Origin of the sequence: Pseudomonas fluorescens, from assembly GCF_902497745.1 — a bacterium.
GTDB lineage: Bacteria > Pseudomonadota > Gammaproteobacteria > Pseudomonadales > Pseudomonadaceae > Aquipseudomonas > Aquipseudomonas fluorescens_BM.
Genome location: NZ_CABVHJ010000024.1, coordinates 59,169 through 74,664, shown reverse-complemented (window position 1 = coordinate 74,664; position 15,496 = coordinate 59,169). Strand labels below are relative to the sequence as shown.

Here is a 15,496-nt window from a genome sequence, read left to right as displayed (position 1 = left end):
ATGTTCATTGCTGACGAACGCCGGGACAACCGTAAATTCGACCCGCTATTGATGACTTTTACGAATGAATCCTCGCACGCTCACCCCTTCCATGTCGTTGTTGCTGGCTTTCGAGGCCGCCGCGCGCCATGAAAGCTACACCCGCGCCGCCCACGAACTGTCGCTGACGCAGAGTGCGGTCAGCCGTCAGGTGCAGATACTCGAGAAGATGCTCGGCATGCGTTTGTTCACTCGCGAAGGCCGGCAAGTGGTGCTGACCGATGTCGGGCGCATGTATCAACGCGAACTCGCCGAAGCGCTCGGGCAGATTCGCAGTGCGACATTGCAGGCGATGGCGTTTGGTTCGGGCATTCACAGTCTGCGTCTGGCAACGCTGCCGACCTTCGGCTCGAAATGGCTGCTGCCACGGTTGAAGGACTTCTACACCGCGCACCCAGGTATGACCGTGCATTTGCATTCGCGGATCGAAGCGATCGACTTTGATACCAGCGAAATCGATGCGGCGATCTGTGTTGGCGGCGGGGAGTGGCCGGGACTGACCGCCCTGCCCTTGCACACCGAGGAACTGGTGGTGATTGCCAGTGCGCAGCTGTCCAGCGCCGAGCGCAATGACGCCGAGCAGCACATCGCCGGGCAACTGCTGCTCAATGTCAGCAGCAATGCTCAGGCGTGGGCGGAATGGTTCAGCCATCAGGGTCTGCCGCACCGCAGCATGCGCATCGGGCCGAGCTTCGAGATGACCTCGCACCTGATTCAAGCGGTGCGGGCGAATATTGGTGTGGGGTTGGTGCCGCGAATTCTGGTCGAAGATGAGTTGTTGAATGGTGAACTGCTGCAACTGGGTGAGCCAATTACCAGTCGCCGCAGCTATTACCTGGTGTATCCGCCGCGTAATGAGAATTTGCCGTCGCTGAAAGCGTTTCGGGATTGGCTGGTGCATACACTCTGAAGAATGAGTCGCCCCCTTCGCGAGCAAGCCCGCTCCCACACATTGGAATACATTTCCCTGTGGGAGCGAGCTTGCTCGCGAAGAGGCCAGCGAGAACGACATCAAAACCTCGGTTTAACTGCCTTCCAATCCGGCTTGTACCGCTGCATCTGCCGCACATCATCACGCTGACGAATCCCGCAGGTCAGATACTGATCATGCAGCTTGCCCAACTGCTCATGATCCAGCTCCAGCCCAAGCCCCGGTGCGCGAGTAATCTTCACGCAGCCATCAACAATCGGCAGCTTGCCGCCCTTGATCACTTCTTCATCTGGCTCCTGCCACGGGTAATGCGTATCGCAGGCATAGTCCAGATTCGGCACCGCCGCCGCGACATGGGCCATTGCCATCAGGCTGATGCCCAGGTGTGAATTGGAATGCATCGACACGCCGAGGCCAAACACGTCGCACATCTTCGCCAGGGTCTGCGTGTCGCGCAGGCCGCCCCAGTAATGGTGGTCGGCGAGAACAATCTGCACGCTGTTTTGCGCGATGCTGCGGCGGAATTCATCGAAATCGGTGACCACCATATTGGTCGCCAGCGGCAGACCAGTGCGTTTATGCAGTTCGGCCATGCCGTCGAGGCCAGGGGTCGGGTCTTCGTAATATTGCAGGTCATCGCCAAGCAACTCGGCCATGCGAATCGAGGTTTCCAGTGACCAGTTACCATTCGGATCGATGCGTAACGGGTAGCCGGGAAAGGCCTTTTTCAGCGCCTTGATGCACGCCACTTCATGCTCCGGCGGCAACGTACCGGCCTTGAGCTTGATGCTCTTGAAGCCGTACGCCTCGATCATCCGTGCAGCCTGCGCGACGATTTGCTGCTCGCTGAGTGCTTCACCCCAGTTGTCCGGTTTGTACGGCGAGTCGACATGTTGCGCGTACTTGAAAAACAGGTAGGCGCTGAACGGCACTTCATCACGAATCGCACCGCCGAGCAGATCCACCAGCGGCACATTGAGGTAATGCGCCTGCAAATCGAGGAACGCCACTTCGAATGCCGAATAGGCGTTGCTCACCGCTTTACTGGCATGGGAACCGGGGGCCAGTTCGGCACCGGCAAGGCTCGCAGGTTTGTTCGCAGCAACGGTGGCCTGCACGATCGCGCGTAACTGGTTGAGGTTGAACGGATCGAGACCGATCAGTTGCGCCTGCAACTGCTGCTGGATCGCCAGCGCTGGCGCATCGCCGTAGCTTTCGCCGAGGCCTATGTAGCCGTTGTCGCTTTCGATTTCAATGATCGAACGCAGGGCGAAGGGTTCGTGGATACCGCTGGCGTTGAGCAGCGGCGGATCGCGGAAGGCAATCGGAGTCACGGTGACACGGGTGATTTTCAAGATAACGCTCCTGACAGATCAACAATCAATTCAATGGCTCGCGGCCGGGCTGGCCGTCGCGACAACGGCGGTGACCTCATGTGGCTTTGCCGGGGCTTTGCCTTTGGCTCCTGGCGCTGTGCGGGCGAAGAAGATCACCACCGCAGCGATCAGTGACGTCGCCGCCAGGCCATAAAGTCCGCCCTCGATCGAGCCGGTGGTTTCTTCGAGGAAGCCGAACGCGGTCGGCGCAACGAAACCGCCGAGGTTGCCGATGGAGTTGATCAGGGCGATCACCGCAGCGGCGATACGCGCATCCAGATAGCTTTGCGGGATCGGCCAGAACAACGCCGACGCGGCCTTGAAACCGATGGCGGCGAAGCAGATCGCGACGAAGGCGAAGATCGGCCCGCCAGTGGTCGACATGAACATGCCGATCGCCGCAATCACTAGCGTCAGCGCGACCCAGGCTTGCTGGAATTTCCATTTGCCGGCCATTGCCGCGAAGCCGTACATGGCGACAATTGAAATGATCCACGGGATCGAGTTGAGCAGGCCGACCTGAAAGTCGCCGAGGTTACCCATCTTCTTGATCATGCTTGGCAGCCAGAACGTCGCGCCGTAAATGGTCAGGGCAATGGAGAAGTAGATGAAGCAGAACAGCGCAATCTGCCGATCCGCCAACAGCCTGAACATCGACGGTTTGGCCACCTGCGACGCCTCACGAGCGCGCTGCTCTTCGACAATCGCCGCCGCCAGCGCTTCGCGCTCTTCTTCGCTCAGCCACTTGGCCTGACGCGGATGCGATTGCAGCCAGAACCAGACAAACGCGCAAAGCACCACTGAAGCTGCGCCCTCAATCAAAAACATCCACTGCCAGCCATGCAGGCCCAGGCCGCTGATGTGCAGCAACGCACCGGAGACCGGGCCGGAGATCACCGAGGCAATCGCCGAACCGCTGAGAAACACCGCCATGGTCTTGCCGCGCTCGGAGGCCGGCAGCCATTGGGTGAAGTAATAAATGATCCCCGGAAAGAAACCCGCCTCCGCCGCACCGAGAATAAAGCGCAGCACGTAGAAACTGGTTTCACCTTTGACGAATGCCATGGCCATGGCGGCGGCACCCCAGGTGAACATGATCCGCGTCAGCCAGACCCGCGCACCATAACGCTGCAGAAGCATGTTGGACGGCACTTCGAACAGTGCGTAGCCAACAAAGAACAAACCGGCGCCGAGACCATAAGCCGCCGCGCCGATGCCCAGATCGGTTTCCATGTGGCTGCGCACGAAACCGATGTTGACCCGATCGATGTAGTTGACGATGAACATCACCACGAACAGCGGCAGCACGTGGCGCTTGACCTTGGCGGCGGCACGGGCGAGAACCGTGACGTCCAGCGGACTCTGGAGGGTTTTCAAGGGGCGACTCCCGATCTTGTTTTTTTAGGGATGGCGTAATGCGATGGACCGATCATGGACGGCGATCATTGATCCCGTCTAATCTAACTTGGCATTCGATTGATACCCGGATTAGATCAATGTTCGAACTGACCCAGCTACGCTGCTTCACCACCGTCGCCACCGAACTCAACTTTCGCCGCGCCGCCGAGCGACTGAACATGACGCAGCCGCCGCTCAGCCGGCAGATCCAGTTGCTCGAGCATCACCTCGGCGTCGAGCTGTTCACCCGTAGCACCCGCAGCGTCGCGCTGACCGCTGCTGGCCGTGCATTTTTCATCGAAGCACAGAACTTGCTGGAGCGCGCGCAGCAGGCAGCCGTCACCGCCCGACGGTTTGCCGAGGGCGATATCGGCTCGGTGAACATCAGTTTTGTCGGCAGCGCGGTGTATGAGTTTCTGCCCAAGGTGATCGCCGAGGCGCGACTGAAACAGCCGCAGGTGAAAATCGATCTGTCGGAAATGAACACTTACCAGCAACACGAAGCCCTGCGCGCCCGCCGCATCGATCTGGGCATCGCCCGTGCGCCGTTATTGGAACCGGGCTACGCCACCGAATGTCTGGTGCGCGAGCCGTTTGTACTGGCAGTCCCGAGCGCACATCCATTGGCGACAGCGGCTGAAGTGGCGGTCAGTGATCTGGATAAACAACCTTTCCTGATGTATTCCCACGCCGCGTATCCGCCGTTCAATGAACTGCTGACCGGCATGCTGCGCTCGGCTCGGGTCGCGCCGGATTATGTGCAGTGGCTGGGGTCATCGTTGACGATTCTGGCTCTGGTCAACGCCGGCATGGGCCTGGCACTGGTGCCGCGTTGCGCTACCAGTGTGGTGTTCAAGAATGTGGTATTTCGCGATATCGATCTGGGCGAAGGGGTGCAGAGCGAATTGCATCTGATCTGGCGGGAGAACAACGACAACCCGGCGTTTGCGATGTTGCTGGAAGCGATTCGCCGGGCGGTGGCTGAGGGTTGGGGCTAAGGAAATACTAGCTCTTCAGCGGTGGTGGAGCACTGGGTGCCTTGGGCTGCGCATTTGCCACTGGCTTGCCATCTTTCGTGTAGCGGCGCGCCACCCATTCTGGCATTGGTTGCGGTGCTCTGGCTGTCATAACGAAACCTCCGATTTCGGGCCGAATTCGACCCACTTGACCTTGCCGGAATCTATCAGCAAAAACTCAGCGCCAAAAGGCACTTCTGCCCCTTCGGCATCCAGCCAACAGGGATTCTGCATCACGAACTGGCCACTGCTGGATTCCGGCGGCCACTCCACGGGCCAGCCAAAAACGCGCCTTTCGTCGTTCAAATGCAGCGTGACCAAACGATGATGCTGGGCAAAAACGCTGAACCATTCGCTGGGATAGGAAGTTTGTTTCGTGACATTTCGACTGCGTAACCAGCCATGCAATTTGTCATTCGTAGCCAGATAGCAGGACAGCAACCCGAGCGTCACCGACACAACGAATGCCCATATCGTTTCCGCTTTGGCATCCCATCGGCCCAGAGAAAATCCTTTCGACCCCACCCACAAACTCAGAGCTCCGATTCCCCAAACCGCTCCCTGAATCACAAACGTAAAAATCAGCGCCTGCACAATCTGCCCGAACGTATCAGGCCGCTTGAACGCCGTCAGCGAGTAAAAAATCCACGCCGACAAAAAGCCGGGAATCAGGTACTGCAACAGCGGAATAACTTCTTTGACCAGATCATCCATGATCCGAGACTCCTTGAAAGGTCGTACCGGCCTGACTATCCACCAGCCCTCAAAAGCCTAGTGCACACAACTGCAAACCCTCGTGCGCAACTGTCACCGTTCATTTCGCGAATCAGATCCCACCTCATCAGTCTCCAGGCAAGCAAAAAAAAACAGAAACCGACGATACGGCTTCTGCTTTTTTTGTCTCTGCAGGCATCGTTACAGGCAATCACGTACCGATTGGCGCAACGAACCGGACTTCGCCCACGGCGGCCCCTGATACAACGAAACCCGGCTGCCATTCTTGTACTTGACGATGTCGAGAATCTCATCGGCCGTGATGATGCTTGGCGCGGTGATGCGATAGCCGTTGGAAATCGATGTCTGCGAGGTTTTGGCGACATCCTTCTGCCACAACGGTAATACACACGCGGCATAGTCCTTGGGTGCCTTGTCACTGGTCTTGTTGACATTCGGCTCACCCGGCACCAACGACGCCGGCAACGAGCAACCCGCCAACAGGGCCAACGCCAACGTCCCGATCCATATCCGCATAGTGTTTTCCTGATCTGAAAAAAGTGAATGTAGCGCGTAACCCGGCGCACATCCATCGTGGCACCGCGCCCTCAGCATAATCTGCACAACTTTTCACAACCGCTCGGCGTGCTGACGAACGCGCTTTGCCCATCGACGAAAAATGCGACTACTCTTTTCTACCGAGAATGTTCTGGAGGTGATCATGCGGCTCAATGAATACGAACACGAACTTCAACGCGACCTGCAAAGCGTTGCATCGGACCTGCGATGGTCGGCGGTCGACCTGAAACGTATCGCGGAACAACTGCGCAAATCCGGCAACGAGGCGGATGCGCAAACTGTGCTGAGATCCTGCGAGGTGCTGCAAAGCGATGAAGAACGGCTGCAACTCTATGCCAGGGAAGTGAAGGCCCGCGCCATCAGCCGTACCAAGGTCCACTGACCGCCCCGCCCTTTCCCCCATATAAAAGCCCCGACACATGCCGGGGCTCTTTCGTTACAACACGTCAGTGATTTTTGTGACTTTGCGCGCGCGTCGAGCGTTTTTTGTAGCCGGGCAAGGCAGCAGCGTAGGCCAGCGCCTCCTCCCTGCTGCCAAACGACGCCAGCCGATCACCCTGGGTGCAAACCCGCCATGGGCCATTGTTCACGCTAAGCACGTCATAGCCGTTCATGTGCATCTTGTTCAACATCGGCATGCTCATGGACACCTCCATTTTTGCTAACGGTCAGATCCAGCTCACGCGTTTACCTTACACCCGCATTCGCACGAATGGCCGACCGGGTGTCGCCAGCCCCGGCAGTCAAGGATCTGGCACTTTTCCCCGGAGCGATCGCTCCAATACCTCATGAAACCTTTACCTCAAGGCCCGGCTCAAATATTGCAGTTTTATTTCTGTCTTATGACAAACGTTAAAACAGGTAACAGATGAAAGTACGTGCAACCGTTATATGCGAACAGGATCGCCACATTCTCCTGGTGCGCAAACACCGCTGCCGCTGGACATTGCCCGGCGGTAAGGTCGAGCCAGGGGAAACCCGGGCGGAGGCTGCCGTGCGCGAATTGCAGGAAGAAACCGGCCTGGATGCCGACGAGGTGTTGTATCTGATGGAACTGCAGAGCGGCAGCACGCGGCATCATGTCTACGAGGCGTCCGTGCAGGACTTTGAGCAGGTGCGCCCGCAAAACGAGATCATCGATTGCATCTGGCATCCGCTGGATGCGGTGCGCAATCTGAACACCAGCGAAGCGACGCTGCGCATTGTTCAAGCGTTTCAACGACGTTTATGAGGGCTTAGCCAGCGAACGCGCGACGACCGGCGCTCATTTCGGTGCGTAATTCACCGATGAAGTTGGAAATGTCACGGACAGTGACGAGATGCTCGGGCGAAACGCCATTGAGCAATAAATCCACCCGTCCGCTTTCCGGGTCATAAACCTTGATCTGCAGGAGCCCATGCGCTGATGGGGTGCAGTCACATTTACGTGCCGGAAAGCCAGACTCGACAATGCGGCAAATATCGGCAATGACAAGCATGGGTGGACGCCTCGCAGGCGATGGTTCGCTGAATCCGTAGAGCATAGATGAGCAATTTGTGTCTTGCTCGACACAAAAATGCCAAGCGCGTCACAACTTTCTCAGTGCGCGTCATGATCCCAGATCCAGTTCCACATCCCCGGCAAACTCACCGCTTCCGAGCTTTTTTCCACCGTGCGCGCCAGCGCCGCTTTCTCCAGCGCGACGTGATCGTCATAAAAAGGCTTGTCCGCCAGCCTCACGCCCGTGGCGGCGGCGCTATCCAGCAAAATCTGCAGGTATTCGCGCGTGTGCCGCGCGGTATAGCGGTTGAGATCATGGAACGTCACCACCACCGGAATGACCCCGTCCACGGTTGGCAATTCGCCAAGGGCAATACGTTCACGAACCTCCGATAACTGTCGCAGCATGTTTGCCCGGCGCCGCGGGCTGGCATTGAAGCCCCAGATCTTGCCGTCGTTGGCGCTCAAGTCCGTAAGCAACACATGCAAACCGTGCTGCTGATAGGCGGCAAAGGTGCGTTTGTCGTAGTTCCAGAACGGCGGACGCAACAGTGTCGGCGGCGCCCCGGTGATGGCGGCGATATCGGCTGTGCCGTTGCGCAGCGACTCTTCGAGTTCTAGCGGGTCGAGCAAACGATGATTGGTGTGCCAGTGGGTCGCGGTGTGGAACGCGAGAATGTGCCCCTCATCATGTTCACGACGCATGATGCTGCGACCAATGTCACTGTTGCCCGCTCGTGGCGCACGCGTCTGCACGAAGAACACCGCTTTGATGTCTGGCTGCAGCGGATTGTCCTTGAGACTGTCGAGCACTGTGGCCGACGGATTCCACAAACTCGAAGCGCTGGGGCCATCGTCGAACGTCAACAGAAAACGCACCGGGGGCTGGGTCTTCAGGCGCGTTTCGGTTTGCGCGGTCATTTCTATCGGCGCGGCGATGCAACCGGCCAACCCAAGCGCAATCAGCGCAGCACAAAGAAGCTTGAATCCGGATGTCATGTTTTGCCTTGAGCACGGCGACGGCCGTCATGTTGTCGATTGGCAAAACTCCCTCGCCCTTATCCATCCCTGCGCTCCGATACACGAGCGGAGGTTGGATAAGGTACACAGGGTTTGGTTCCGGCGCTCGCTCAGTGCGTCAATGCCTTTTGAAAAGACGTGTCGATAATGGCGGCGGTGGCCAACGGCGCCGGCAGCGCTTTCACTTTGAACAGGAAGTCAGCAGTGCTTTGCAGGTCCGTCGCAGCCTGCTGATCCACCGGCCCGACCGTCATGTGCGCCTGACGCAACCAGTGCCGTGACACCTGCTGATCGAGATTGGCTTTCTTTGCCCACAGATCGGCGTACTCATCGGTGTGGCTGTCGACCCAGGCTCGCGCCTGTTTCAAACGGCCGAGGAAATCCGCGATGGCGGCACGCTTGCTGTCGATGGACGGCGTCGACGCGGCGATAGCGCTGAGCCCCGGCATCAGGTTTTTTGCGGTCAGGATTGGCCGCGCGCCGGAGAACACGATCTGCTGGGAAATGTACGGTTCCCACACCGGAAAGGCGTCAATACTGCCCTGTGGCAACGCGGCGGCGGCATCGATCGGCATCAGCTTGACGAAGTCGACATAGTTTTCCGGCAGACCGCTCTGCTCGAGGGCGCGCAAGGTCAACTGCTGACTCCACGCACCGGGCCAGTAAGCGACTTTCTTGCCTTTCAGGTCGGCGATGGTTTTCACCGGAGAATCCTTCGGCACCAGCAACGCGATGGTGTCGGGATTCTGCCGCGAGACGCCGATCAACTTCACTGGCGCCTGCTTGGCGGCCAGAAACAGAAAGCCGGAATCACCGAGAAAACCCAGATCCAGCGAGCCGGTCTGCAAGGCTTCCGCCAAGGGTGCTGCGGCTTGGAAGTGTTTCCAGTCGACAGTGTAAGGCGCGTCTTTCAATACGCCGGACGCCTCTACTGAAGCGCGAATGTTGTAGTAGTTCTGATCGCCGACATGCAGGACCAATGGGTCGGCTGCGTAGGAAAGCGGCGAGGTGAACAGTGCTGTGAATAACGCACTGCGTAGGAAACGAGAAAGCATCATGGCCTGTCCTGCAAAGGGAAATTGCATAGACCATAACGCTGTTATTTCTCGGTGTTGAAATTCGATTAACGCATAAGCTCATCACGCTTGATGCCTGCTGTTCGCGTGGCAACAGTGGCGAACCACACTGTTGCCCATGCAACAGCGAAAATCCTGCTTCCGGCCTTCAGCCCCTTATAAATCGGTACCTCCAAGCACATGGCACAGAGCCTGCAATATTCCTTTCATGCAGGAAGCATTCGACAAAAATATCTTTTTGGACATAAGAAACCTGTGCCTTTGCCGGAGCGCCCCATGACATCGTTCTTCTCTCATTTCAAACCACTGCTGGCCGCCAGCGCCATGGTGCTGAGCCTGCAACCATTCGCCCATGCAACTGAGACCGCGCCGGCGGAAGTGCATCTCGACTACGCCTATTACTCGCCGGTCAGTCTGGTGCTCAAGCACTTCGGCTTCCTCGAAAAGGCCTTGCCGCAAACCAAAGTCAGCTGGGTATTGAGCCAAGGCAGCAACCGCTCGCTGGAATACCTCAACAGTGGCGGCGTGGATTTCGCTTCCAGTGCTAGCCTGGCCGCTGTTCTGAGTCGGGCCAATGGCAGCCCGATCAAATCCGTCTACGTCTATAGCCGCGCCGAATGGACAGCGCTGGTGGTACGCAAGGATTCGCCGTACCAGACTGTCGCTGACCTGAAGGGCAAAAAGATTGCCGCCACCAAAGGCACCGACCCGTATCTGTTCACCCTGCGCAGTCTGCAGCAGGCCGGGCTGAAAAAAGATGATGTCGAACTGGTCCATCTGCAACACCCGGATGGTCGTACCGCGCTGGAAAAAGGCGATGTCGACGCCTGGGCCGGACTCGATCCGCACATGGCCGCCAGTCAGGTGCAGGCCGGTTCGCGCCTGCTCTATCGCAACCCGGCGTTCAACAGTTACGGCGTGGTCAGCGTCACCGAGCAGTACGCCAAGGAACACCCGCAGACCATCGACACCGTCATCAAGGCTTACGAACAGGCCCGCGACTGGGCATTGAAAAACCCCGACGAATTCGCCGCCCTGTTGGCCAAGGAGTCCGGTTTGCCACTGGACGTGGCCAGGTTGCAGCTGTCGCGCACCGACCTGAGCAGTCCGCAACTGACCAATCAGGACATCAATGCATCCAAGGCTGCGGCACCAATTCTGGTCTCCGAGGAACTGGTGCGCCGTGGGGTGAACGTCGATCAAGTCATCGATCAATTGCTCGACAGCGGTGTGCAGCAAGCCGTCGCCCACCAGTAATCGATCAATCTCACAATAAATCCGCGCCCGGCGCGGATTTGTCGTGAGCGGAGCCAAAACCATGACCACCCACAGCAAAGACTTGCCCGCGCCACTTGCCGTACCGCGCCAGCGTCCTGCGAGTTTGAATCCGACGTGGCAGCGCCGCTGCAAAGGCCTGGCCCTGCCCCTGCTGATCATCGTCGCGCTGGAAATTATCGTACGCATCGGTTGGTTGCCGTCCTACCAGATGCCGGCGCCGAGCGAGATCGCCCTGACCCTCACCGACCTCGCCGAAGGCGCATTGTGGAAGCATATTGGCGCCAGTCTGATTCGCGTGTTGCTGGGTTTTGCCATTGGCGCCAGTCTAGCGCTCGTGTTTGCTGCCTGGGTCGGTTTGAGCCGCGAAGCCGAGGCCTATCTGGAGCCAACGTTTGCCGCCGTGCGTTCCATTCCGAGCCTGGCCTGGGTGCCGCTGCTGTTGTTGTGGCTGGGCATCGACGAGACGTCGAAAATTGTCTTGATCGCTATCGGCGCGTTCTTTCCGGTGTACGTCAACGTCGTTGCAGCCATTCGCAACATTGATCGCAAACTGGTGGAAGTCGGGCGCATCTATGGCTTCAGCCGCTTGCAACTGGTACGACGGATCTTGCTGCCGGCCGCCCTGCCCGGCCTGTTTACCGGGTTGCGCAGCGGCATGAGCCTGGCGTGGATGTTTCTCGTCGCGGCGGAATTGATCGCGGCGACCAAGGGCCTGGGTTATCTGCTCAGTGACGGCCGGGAAACCTCGCGACCAGACATCGTGCTGGCTGCAATCATCGTGCTCGCCTTGCTCGGCAAACTCAGTGACGGCTTGCTGGCCATGCTCGAACGTCGCTGGTTGAAATGGCGTGACACCTTCACCGGTCAGGATGCCAGCGACTAAGCTGAAATCTCCAACCGGAGATCGGCCCATGTGCGGAAGACTTTCGCAGTACCGTGGCATTCACGACTTTGTCGCGGTGCTGAGCATTCCCGACGCGTTGATCAATCACGTCGGCGATGCGCCGCTTGATCGCTACAACGCGGCGCCGACCACCGCGCTGGCCGTTCTTCATCAACAGGGACAGCAACTGCATGCCGACAATCTGCGCTGGGGCTGGCGGCCGCACTGGGCCAAGGATCGCCCCGCACCGATCAATGCCCGGGTGGAGAAAGTCGCCCACGGCCCGTTCTTCCGGGCGATCTGGCGCCATCGTTTGATTGTGCCCGTGGATAACTGGTTTGAATGGGTCGATAGCGCAGACAAAACCCGACAACCGTGGCTGATCCGTCGCGCGGACCGCGGAACGGTTTTCTGCGCCGCTATCGGACAATTTCCGACAACTGAAACAGCTGTCCGGGATGACGACGGTTTCGTGATCATCACCGCCAATGCCGTCGGCGGCATGCTCGATATCCATGATCGCCGTCCGGTGGTGTTGCCCGCTGGATTGGTGGATGAATGGCTGGATCCGGCGACGCCGGTTGAGCGCGCAGAGCAAATGTTGCTGTTCGAAGGCGAAGGTAGCGAAACTTTCGAGTGGTACAAAGTCGGCAAAGCTGTCGGTAACGTGCGCAATCAGGGGGCCAGTTTGATTATTGAGCAGACTTAAGCATTTATCGCCGTCATGCGTTTAGCAAATGTCGGAGTTGCCGAAGACTGCGATCTTTTGACGCAGCGTTATAAGAATAAATCTATTGCAACCTTCAACAACTCATAAAAGCGAATCACTGCAGTTACAAACTCTGTTTCATTTTTGAGACGCTGCAAATAAAACACACGTTCGAATGAACTAACCGCCTGTCTGACATTTCAACCGTCATACATACATTTAGATGCACTACGGCTAGCATGCGCGCCGCATTTCCATTTGGTATACCAGTTGACCAAAGAGTCAACAAACCAGGAACCCCCTAACGTCTACAAGCCTTGCAGAGAAATAAGTTGCGCGACGATTTTGCAATCAAACAGGTCAGCGGCCTGGAGTGTATTTATCTGTCCATGACAGAGCGCTTTGAACTCGACTGTTTTATCGGCCACTACATCAAGACCCGAAACCTGCGTGGCGTACCCGATATCGAGCGCGTTCTGCGCACCACGCTTGAAGGGTATCCCGGCCATGCGCCGGTGATGGTCAACGAGCTTAATGCGTGGATTGATCGAACCTTGGGATATCGGGCCACACACCCCGATTTCACGCAGTTGGACGATCTTTGAAACCGTAAAAAAGCCCTGCGTTTGCGGGGCTTTTTCGTAGAAATCACTCAAAACTTGCGGTCAGGGTCTGAAAGCTCTCTGCTGTCATCGTGCTTCCAGGTTTGTTCCTTGTGCTTCTCCCGCTCTATTTCCTCTTCTGTTGGCTCATCCGTCTCTTGCTCATCCGTCTCCGAAAGCTTCTGCTCAGTCGCCATGTGCACCTCCCGTTATCAGTAACCCTTCATCCTTAAAGCGTAGAACAGACAACTTACAGCCACCAGCGCAGCAAAAAGAAGAACGCCATGCTCAACAACATGCTGAGCAAAGTACTGCGCGTGTAGATCACCAGGGCGATCGCCACCAGCGAACTGAGCAGGTACGGATTGTCCCACTGCAGATTCAGCTGTTTGTCGGGCATGAAGACAATCGGCCCACAGATCGCGGTAAGCATCCCCGGTACTGCAAAACCGAGGAACTGCCGCGCATTGCTGCTCAGACGCACCGGCAAGCGCGGCTCGAGAAACACGTAGCGATTGAGAAACACCAGAAGCCCCATGCCAAAAATCACCGCCCAAACCATCATGTGCGCTCCCGATAAAGCTTGTTGCAGATAAATCCGGCAGTCATTCCGGCCAGACCAGACAACACCAATGCCGAGCCCCACTGCCAGTAACTGAACAACACCGAACAAAACAGTGACACCGCCACACACACCACCGTCGGCACGTTACGCACCACCGGTGTGATCAACGCGATAAACGTGGCGGCAATCGAGAAGTCCAGCCCCAGATGCTCAAGCCCAGGAATGCTGCTGCCGAGAACAATGCCGGCGAGGGTGAACAGGTTCCACGCGATGTAGAACGTCAGGCCGACGCCCAGCGCATACCAGCGGTTGAACTGCTGGCGGTCATGCTGACTGGTCAACGCAAACAACTCGTCGGTGAGCAAAAAGCCCAGACCTATGCGCCAACGCCCAGGCAGCGGCGCAATCACTGAACGCATGCTCATGCCATACAGCAAGTGCTGCGACGTCAGCAGCAGCGTGGTCAGCAGAATCGAGAAAATCCCCGCACCACCCTTGAGCATGCCGATCGCCACCAATTGCGCGGCACCGGCAAACACGATGCTCGATAAACCTTGACCTTGCAGCGGCGTGAGGTTGGCCTCGATCGCCATGGAACCGGCCAGCAGCCCCCACGGCGCAGTGGCCAGAGACAACGGCATGATCGCCACAGCGCCGCGAAGGAACGCACTGCGCGGCATAAGTGAATCAGACATAAACGTTCTTCAACCAGGAAACGGTCGAAGACTGTGCCAGCCATTTCGTCTTTTTGGCTTGAACAATCTTGCGCACTTGTAGGAAATGGACCGGATGCGCGCGCAATTCGCTGATTTTCGCACTGACCTCTAATGCCCTGAGCGGCGTAACATAGCGCCATTCACAACCGCGTCAGGGAGACGACATGCTGTACCGAATCGCAGCCGACGGGCTGGTGCTGTTTCATTTGTCATTCATTCTGTTCGTGCTGTTTGGCGGGCTGCTGGTACTCAAATGGCCACGGGTGATGTGGCTGCATTTGCCGGCTGCCGCCTGGGGCGTGGCGGTCGAAGTGTTGCACCTGACCTGCCCGCTGACCTACTGGGAAAACCTCATGCGCCACGCCGCCGGGCAGACTGAATATGCCGGCGGCTTCATCGAGCATTACATCTGGCCGATCATCTACCCGGCCGGGCTCACACCACAGATTCAACTGGCGCTCGGCAGCGTGGTGCTGGCGGTCAACCTGCTGGTGTACGGCCGCTTGATCCGCTCGTGGAAGCTGCGTAGAGCCGCTTCACACTCTTAAACGCCCTCGCGCACGGCTTTGAAGCGTGCATCAAAATCCGCCGCCAGATCCGCCAGAGTGATACCGCCCAGGCGCGCCATCAACAGCGCCTGGGCCTCATCGAAGGTGCGGGTCAACGCGGCATTCACAGCCTGCTCGACCAGGCATTGCGGGTGATCCGTCGACAGACCGATGGAAAATATCGACTGCGTGCCCAGTGCGTGGTGAATCTCCAGCAAAGTGATCTGCGTCAGCGGTTTGGCCAGTGCCCAACCGCCCTGATGGCCCTTTTCCGACGTGACAAAGCCCTGCTCCTTGAGTAGCCCCATGGTGCGCCGCACCACCACCGGGCCTGTTTGCCATGCCACGTACACGCATGGCGAGTCCGCTGGCCGAGCAATTGGGATGCGCATTCGAAGATGGCCCGATGGGGCCGTTCATTCAGACCGATGCCACACAACAGACCAGCGTGCCCGCTGTGTTTGCCTGCGGCGATGCGGCGCTGGCGGCCGGTTCAGTGGCGCTGGCGGTGGGTGATGGGGCGCGTGCCGGCGCCGGCACTCACCGCTCACTGATCTTCGGTTGAT

Annotated in this window: 21 protein-coding genes and 1 pseudogene; 10 read left to right on the top strand and 12 right to left on the bottom strand. The window is 58.0% G+C overall.

The window, feature by feature from the left end:
- Positions 1 to 64 precede the first annotated feature (64 nt).
- Positions 65 to 949, top strand: a complete 885-nt coding sequence (locus tag F8N44_RS27480) for a LysR substrate-binding domain-containing protein (RefSeq protein WP_150652521.1) — start codon at positions 65 to 67, stop codon at positions 947 to 949.
- A gap of 101 nt (positions 950 to 1,050) precedes the next feature.
- Here F8N44_RS27480 and F8N44_RS27475 read toward each other — a convergent pair whose 3' ends face one another.
- Together F8N44_RS27475 and F8N44_RS27470 are read right to left on the bottom strand one after the other, a co-directional pair.
- On the bottom strand, positions 1,051 to 2,325 hold the full coding sequence (locus tag F8N44_RS27475; protein WP_150652520.1) for a glucarate dehydratase family protein: 1,275 nt from the start codon (positions 2,323 to 2,325) through the stop codon (positions 1,051 to 1,053).
- A 30-nt stretch (positions 2,326 to 2,355) separates the two neighbouring features.
- Entirely contained in the window at positions 2,356 to 3,723 is a 1,368-nt protein-coding gene (locus F8N44_RS27470; protein WP_150652519.1) for an MFS transporter, read from the bottom strand.
- A 119-nt stretch (positions 3,724 to 3,842) separates the two neighbouring features.
- Between F8N44_RS27470 and F8N44_RS27465 the strand changes: the two genes are divergently transcribed.
- Positions 3,843 to 4,742 carry a LysR substrate-binding domain-containing protein gene (locus F8N44_RS27465; protein WP_150652518.1) on the top strand — a complete coding sequence of 300 codons (900 nt, stop codon included), beginning with the start codon at positions 3,843 to 3,845 and terminating at the stop codon, positions 4,740 to 4,742.
- A 126-nt stretch (positions 4,743 to 4,868) separates the two neighbouring features.
- On the opposite strand, the gene F8N44_RS27460 is transcribed toward F8N44_RS27465, so the two are convergent.
- Together F8N44_RS27460 and F8N44_RS27455 are read right to left on the bottom strand one after the other, a co-directional pair.
- Positions 4,869 to 5,474, bottom strand: a complete 606-nt coding sequence (locus F8N44_RS27460; RefSeq protein ID WP_150652517.1) for a DUF6338 family protein — start codon at positions 5,472 to 5,474, stop codon at positions 4,869 to 4,871.
- Positions 5,475 to 5,675: 201 nt separating this feature from the next.
- Positions 5,676 to 6,011 (bottom strand): hypothetical protein, encoded by a 336-nt coding sequence (locus F8N44_RS27455; protein WP_127926835.1) that lies wholly within the window; start codon positions 6,009 to 6,011, stop codon positions 5,676 to 5,678.
- A gap of 184 nt (positions 6,012 to 6,195) precedes the next feature.
- On the opposite strand from F8N44_RS27455, the gene F8N44_RS27450 reads away from it, so the two are divergent.
- The gene (locus tag F8N44_RS27450; RefSeq protein ID WP_065259780.1) at positions 6,196 to 6,435 is read left to right on the top strand and encodes a hypothetical protein; all 240 of its coding nucleotides are present in this window, start codon (positions 6,196 to 6,198) and stop codon (positions 6,433 to 6,435) included.
- A gap of 64 nt (positions 6,436 to 6,499) precedes the next feature.
- Here F8N44_RS27450 and F8N44_RS27445 read toward each other — a convergent pair whose 3' ends face one another.
- Complete coding sequence (locus F8N44_RS27445; RefSeq protein WP_150652516.1) at positions 6,500 to 6,697, bottom strand: DUF2188 domain-containing protein; 198 nt, start codon at positions 6,695 to 6,697, stop codon at positions 6,500 to 6,502.
- Positions 6,698 to 6,921: 224 nt separating this feature from the next.
- On the opposite strand from F8N44_RS27445, the gene F8N44_RS27440 reads away from it, so the two are divergent.
- Positions 6,922 to 7,284 carry an NUDIX hydrolase gene (locus F8N44_RS27440; protein WP_150652515.1) on the top strand — a complete coding sequence of 121 codons (363 nt, stop codon included), beginning with the start codon at positions 6,922 to 6,924 and terminating at the stop codon, positions 7,282 to 7,284.
- Between the two features lie 4 nt (positions 7,285 to 7,288).
- Here the strand turns inward: F8N44_RS27440 and F8N44_RS27435 are convergent, their stop codons facing one another.
- From F8N44_RS27435 to F8N44_RS27425, 3 genes are all read right to left on the bottom strand, one after another.
- Positions 7,289 to 7,531 (bottom strand): DUF1652 domain-containing protein, encoded by a 243-nt coding sequence (locus F8N44_RS27435; RefSeq protein ID WP_150652514.1) that lies wholly within the window; start codon positions 7,529 to 7,531, stop codon positions 7,289 to 7,291.
- A 101-nt stretch (positions 7,532 to 7,632) separates the two neighbouring features.
- Positions 7,633 to 8,532, bottom strand: a complete 900-nt coding sequence (locus tag F8N44_RS27430) for a polysaccharide deacetylase family protein (RefSeq protein WP_150652513.1) — start codon at positions 8,530 to 8,532, stop codon at positions 7,633 to 7,635.
- A 131-nt stretch (positions 8,533 to 8,663) separates the two neighbouring features.
- On the bottom strand, positions 8,664 to 9,611 hold the full coding sequence (locus tag F8N44_RS27425; protein WP_150652512.1) for an ABC transporter substrate-binding protein: 948 nt from the start codon (positions 9,609 to 9,611) through the stop codon (positions 8,664 to 8,666).
- A 294-nt stretch (positions 9,612 to 9,905) separates the two neighbouring features.
- On the opposite strand from F8N44_RS27425, the gene F8N44_RS27420 reads away from it, so the two are divergent.
- From F8N44_RS27420 to F8N44_RS27405, 4 genes are all read left to right on the top strand, one after another.
- Positions 9,906 to 10,886: an aliphatic sulfonate ABC transporter substrate-binding protein gene (locus tag F8N44_RS27420; RefSeq protein WP_150652511.1), complete on the top strand. Its 981-nt coding sequence runs from the start codon at positions 9,906 to 9,908 to the stop codon at positions 10,884 to 10,886.
- Between the two features lie 61 nt (positions 10,887 to 10,947).
- A complete protein-coding gene (locus tag F8N44_RS27415; RefSeq protein ID WP_150652510.1) occupies positions 10,948 to 11,790 on the top strand; it encodes an ABC transporter permease in 843 nt (280 codons plus the stop codon).
- 28 nt (positions 11,791 to 11,818) lie between these two features.
- On the top strand, positions 11,819 to 12,499 hold the full coding sequence (locus F8N44_RS27410; protein ID WP_150652509.1) for an SOS response-associated peptidase: 681 nt from the start codon (positions 11,819 to 11,821) through the stop codon (positions 12,497 to 12,499).
- Between the two features lie 332 nt (positions 12,500 to 12,831).
- On the top strand, positions 12,832 to 13,104 hold the full coding sequence (locus tag F8N44_RS27405; protein WP_150652508.1) for a hypothetical protein: 273 nt from the start codon (positions 12,832 to 12,834) through the stop codon (positions 13,102 to 13,104).
- 47 nt (positions 13,105 to 13,151) lie between these two features.
- Here F8N44_RS27405 and F8N44_RS31440 read toward each other — a convergent pair whose 3' ends face one another.
- Genes F8N44_RS31440 through F8N44_RS27395 form a run of 3 tightly spaced genes read right to left on the bottom strand, consistent with a single transcriptional unit; the run spans position 13,152 to position 14,361 of the window.
- Positions 13,152 to 13,298 carry a hypothetical protein gene (locus F8N44_RS31440; RefSeq protein ID WP_191630957.1) on the bottom strand — a complete coding sequence of 49 codons (147 nt, stop codon included), beginning with the start codon at positions 13,296 to 13,298 and terminating at the stop codon, positions 13,152 to 13,154.
- Positions 13,299 to 13,351: 53 nt separating this feature from the next.
- Entirely contained in the window at positions 13,352 to 13,663 is a 312-nt protein-coding gene (locus F8N44_RS27400) for an AzlD domain-containing protein (protein WP_162835977.1), read from the bottom strand.
- Complete coding sequence (locus F8N44_RS27395; protein WP_150652507.1) at positions 13,663 to 14,361, bottom strand: AzlC family ABC transporter permease; 699 nt, start codon at positions 14,359 to 14,361, stop codon at positions 13,663 to 13,665. Before F8N44_RS27395 ends, F8N44_RS27400 begins: the two co-directional genes overlap by 1 nt.
- Before the next feature lie 185 nt (positions 14,362 to 14,546).
- Between F8N44_RS27395 and F8N44_RS27390 the strand changes: the two genes are divergently transcribed.
- Positions 14,547 to 14,930, top strand: coding sequence for a DUF2784 domain-containing protein (locus tag F8N44_RS27390; RefSeq protein ID WP_150652506.1), 384 nt, complete (start codon positions 14,547 to 14,549; stop codon positions 14,928 to 14,930).
- Here the strand turns inward: F8N44_RS27390 and F8N44_RS27385 are convergent.
- Complete coding sequence (locus F8N44_RS27385; protein ID WP_150652505.1) at positions 14,927 to 15,322, bottom strand: Rrf2 family transcriptional regulator; 396 nt, start codon at positions 15,320 to 15,322, stop codon at positions 14,927 to 14,929. The genes F8N44_RS27390 and F8N44_RS27385 overlap by 4 nt on opposite strands.
- Here F8N44_RS27385 and F8N44_RS27380 point away from each other — a divergent pair.
- Positions 15,259 to 15,495, top strand: a pseudogene (locus F8N44_RS27380) (thioredoxin reductase); the annotation flags it as partial. The gene F8N44_RS27385 and the pseudogene F8N44_RS27380 overlap by 64 nt on opposite strands.
- Position 15,496 lies beyond the last annotated feature (1 nt).

Coding starts and splice junctions, on each gene's coding strand:
- F8N44_RS27480 (WP_150652521.1), top strand. CDS start 65: ATGAATCCTCGCACGCTCACCCCTTCCATGTCGTTGTTGCTGGCTTTC.
- F8N44_RS27465 (WP_150652518.1), top strand. CDS start 3,843: ATGTTCGAACTGACCCAGCTACGCTGCTTCACCACCGTCGCCACCGAA.
- F8N44_RS27460 (WP_150652517.1), bottom strand. CDS start 5,474: ATGGATGATCTGGTCAAAGAAGTTATTCCGCTGTTGCAGTACCTGATT.
- F8N44_RS27455 (WP_127926835.1), bottom strand. CDS start 6,011: ATGCGGATATGGATCGGGACGTTGGCGTTGGCCCTGTTGGCGGGTTGC.
- F8N44_RS27450 (WP_065259780.1), top strand. CDS start 6,196: ATGCGGCTCAATGAATACGAACACGAACTTCAACGCGACCTGCAAAGC.
- F8N44_RS27445 (WP_150652516.1), bottom strand. CDS start 6,697: ATGAGCATGCCGATGTTGAACAAGATGCACATGAACGGCTATGACGTG.
- F8N44_RS27440 (WP_150652515.1), top strand. CDS start 6,922: ATGAAAGTACGTGCAACCGTTATATGCGAACAGGATCGCCACATTCTC.
- F8N44_RS27435 (WP_150652514.1), bottom strand. CDS start 7,531: ATGCTTGTCATTGCCGATATTTGCCGCATTGTCGAGTCTGGCTTTCCG.
- F8N44_RS27430 (WP_150652513.1), bottom strand. CDS start 8,532: ATGACATCCGGATTCAAGCTTCTTTGTGCTGCGCTGATTGCGCTTGGG.
- F8N44_RS27425 (WP_150652512.1), bottom strand. CDS start 9,611: ATGATGCTTTCTCGTTTCCTACGCAGTGCGTTATTCACAGCACTGTTC.
- F8N44_RS27420 (WP_150652511.1), top strand. CDS start 9,906: ATGACATCGTTCTTCTCTCATTTCAAACCACTGCTGGCCGCCAGCGCC.
- F8N44_RS27415 (WP_150652510.1), top strand. CDS start 10,948: ATGACCACCCACAGCAAAGACTTGCCCGCGCCACTTGCCGTACCGCGC.
- F8N44_RS27410 (WP_150652509.1), top strand. CDS start 11,819: ATGTGCGGAAGACTTTCGCAGTACCGTGGCATTCACGACTTTGTCGCG.
- F8N44_RS31440 (WP_191630957.1), bottom strand. CDS start 13,298: ATGGCGACTGAGCAGAAGCTTTCGGAGACGGATGAGCAAGAGACGGAT.
- F8N44_RS27400 (WP_162835977.1), bottom strand. CDS start 13,663: ATGGTTTGGGCGGTGATTTTTGGCATGGGGCTTCTGGTGTTTCTCAAT.
- F8N44_RS27395 (WP_150652507.1), bottom strand. CDS start 14,361: ATGTCTGATTCACTTATGCCGCGCAGTGCGTTCCTTCGCGGCGCTGTG.
- F8N44_RS27390 (WP_150652506.1), top strand. CDS start 14,547: ATGCTGTACCGAATCGCAGCCGACGGGCTGGTGCTGTTTCATTTGTCA.
- F8N44_RS27385 (WP_150652505.1), bottom strand. CDS start 15,322: ATGCGCATCCCAATTGCTCGGCCAGCGGACTCGCCATGCGTGTACGTG.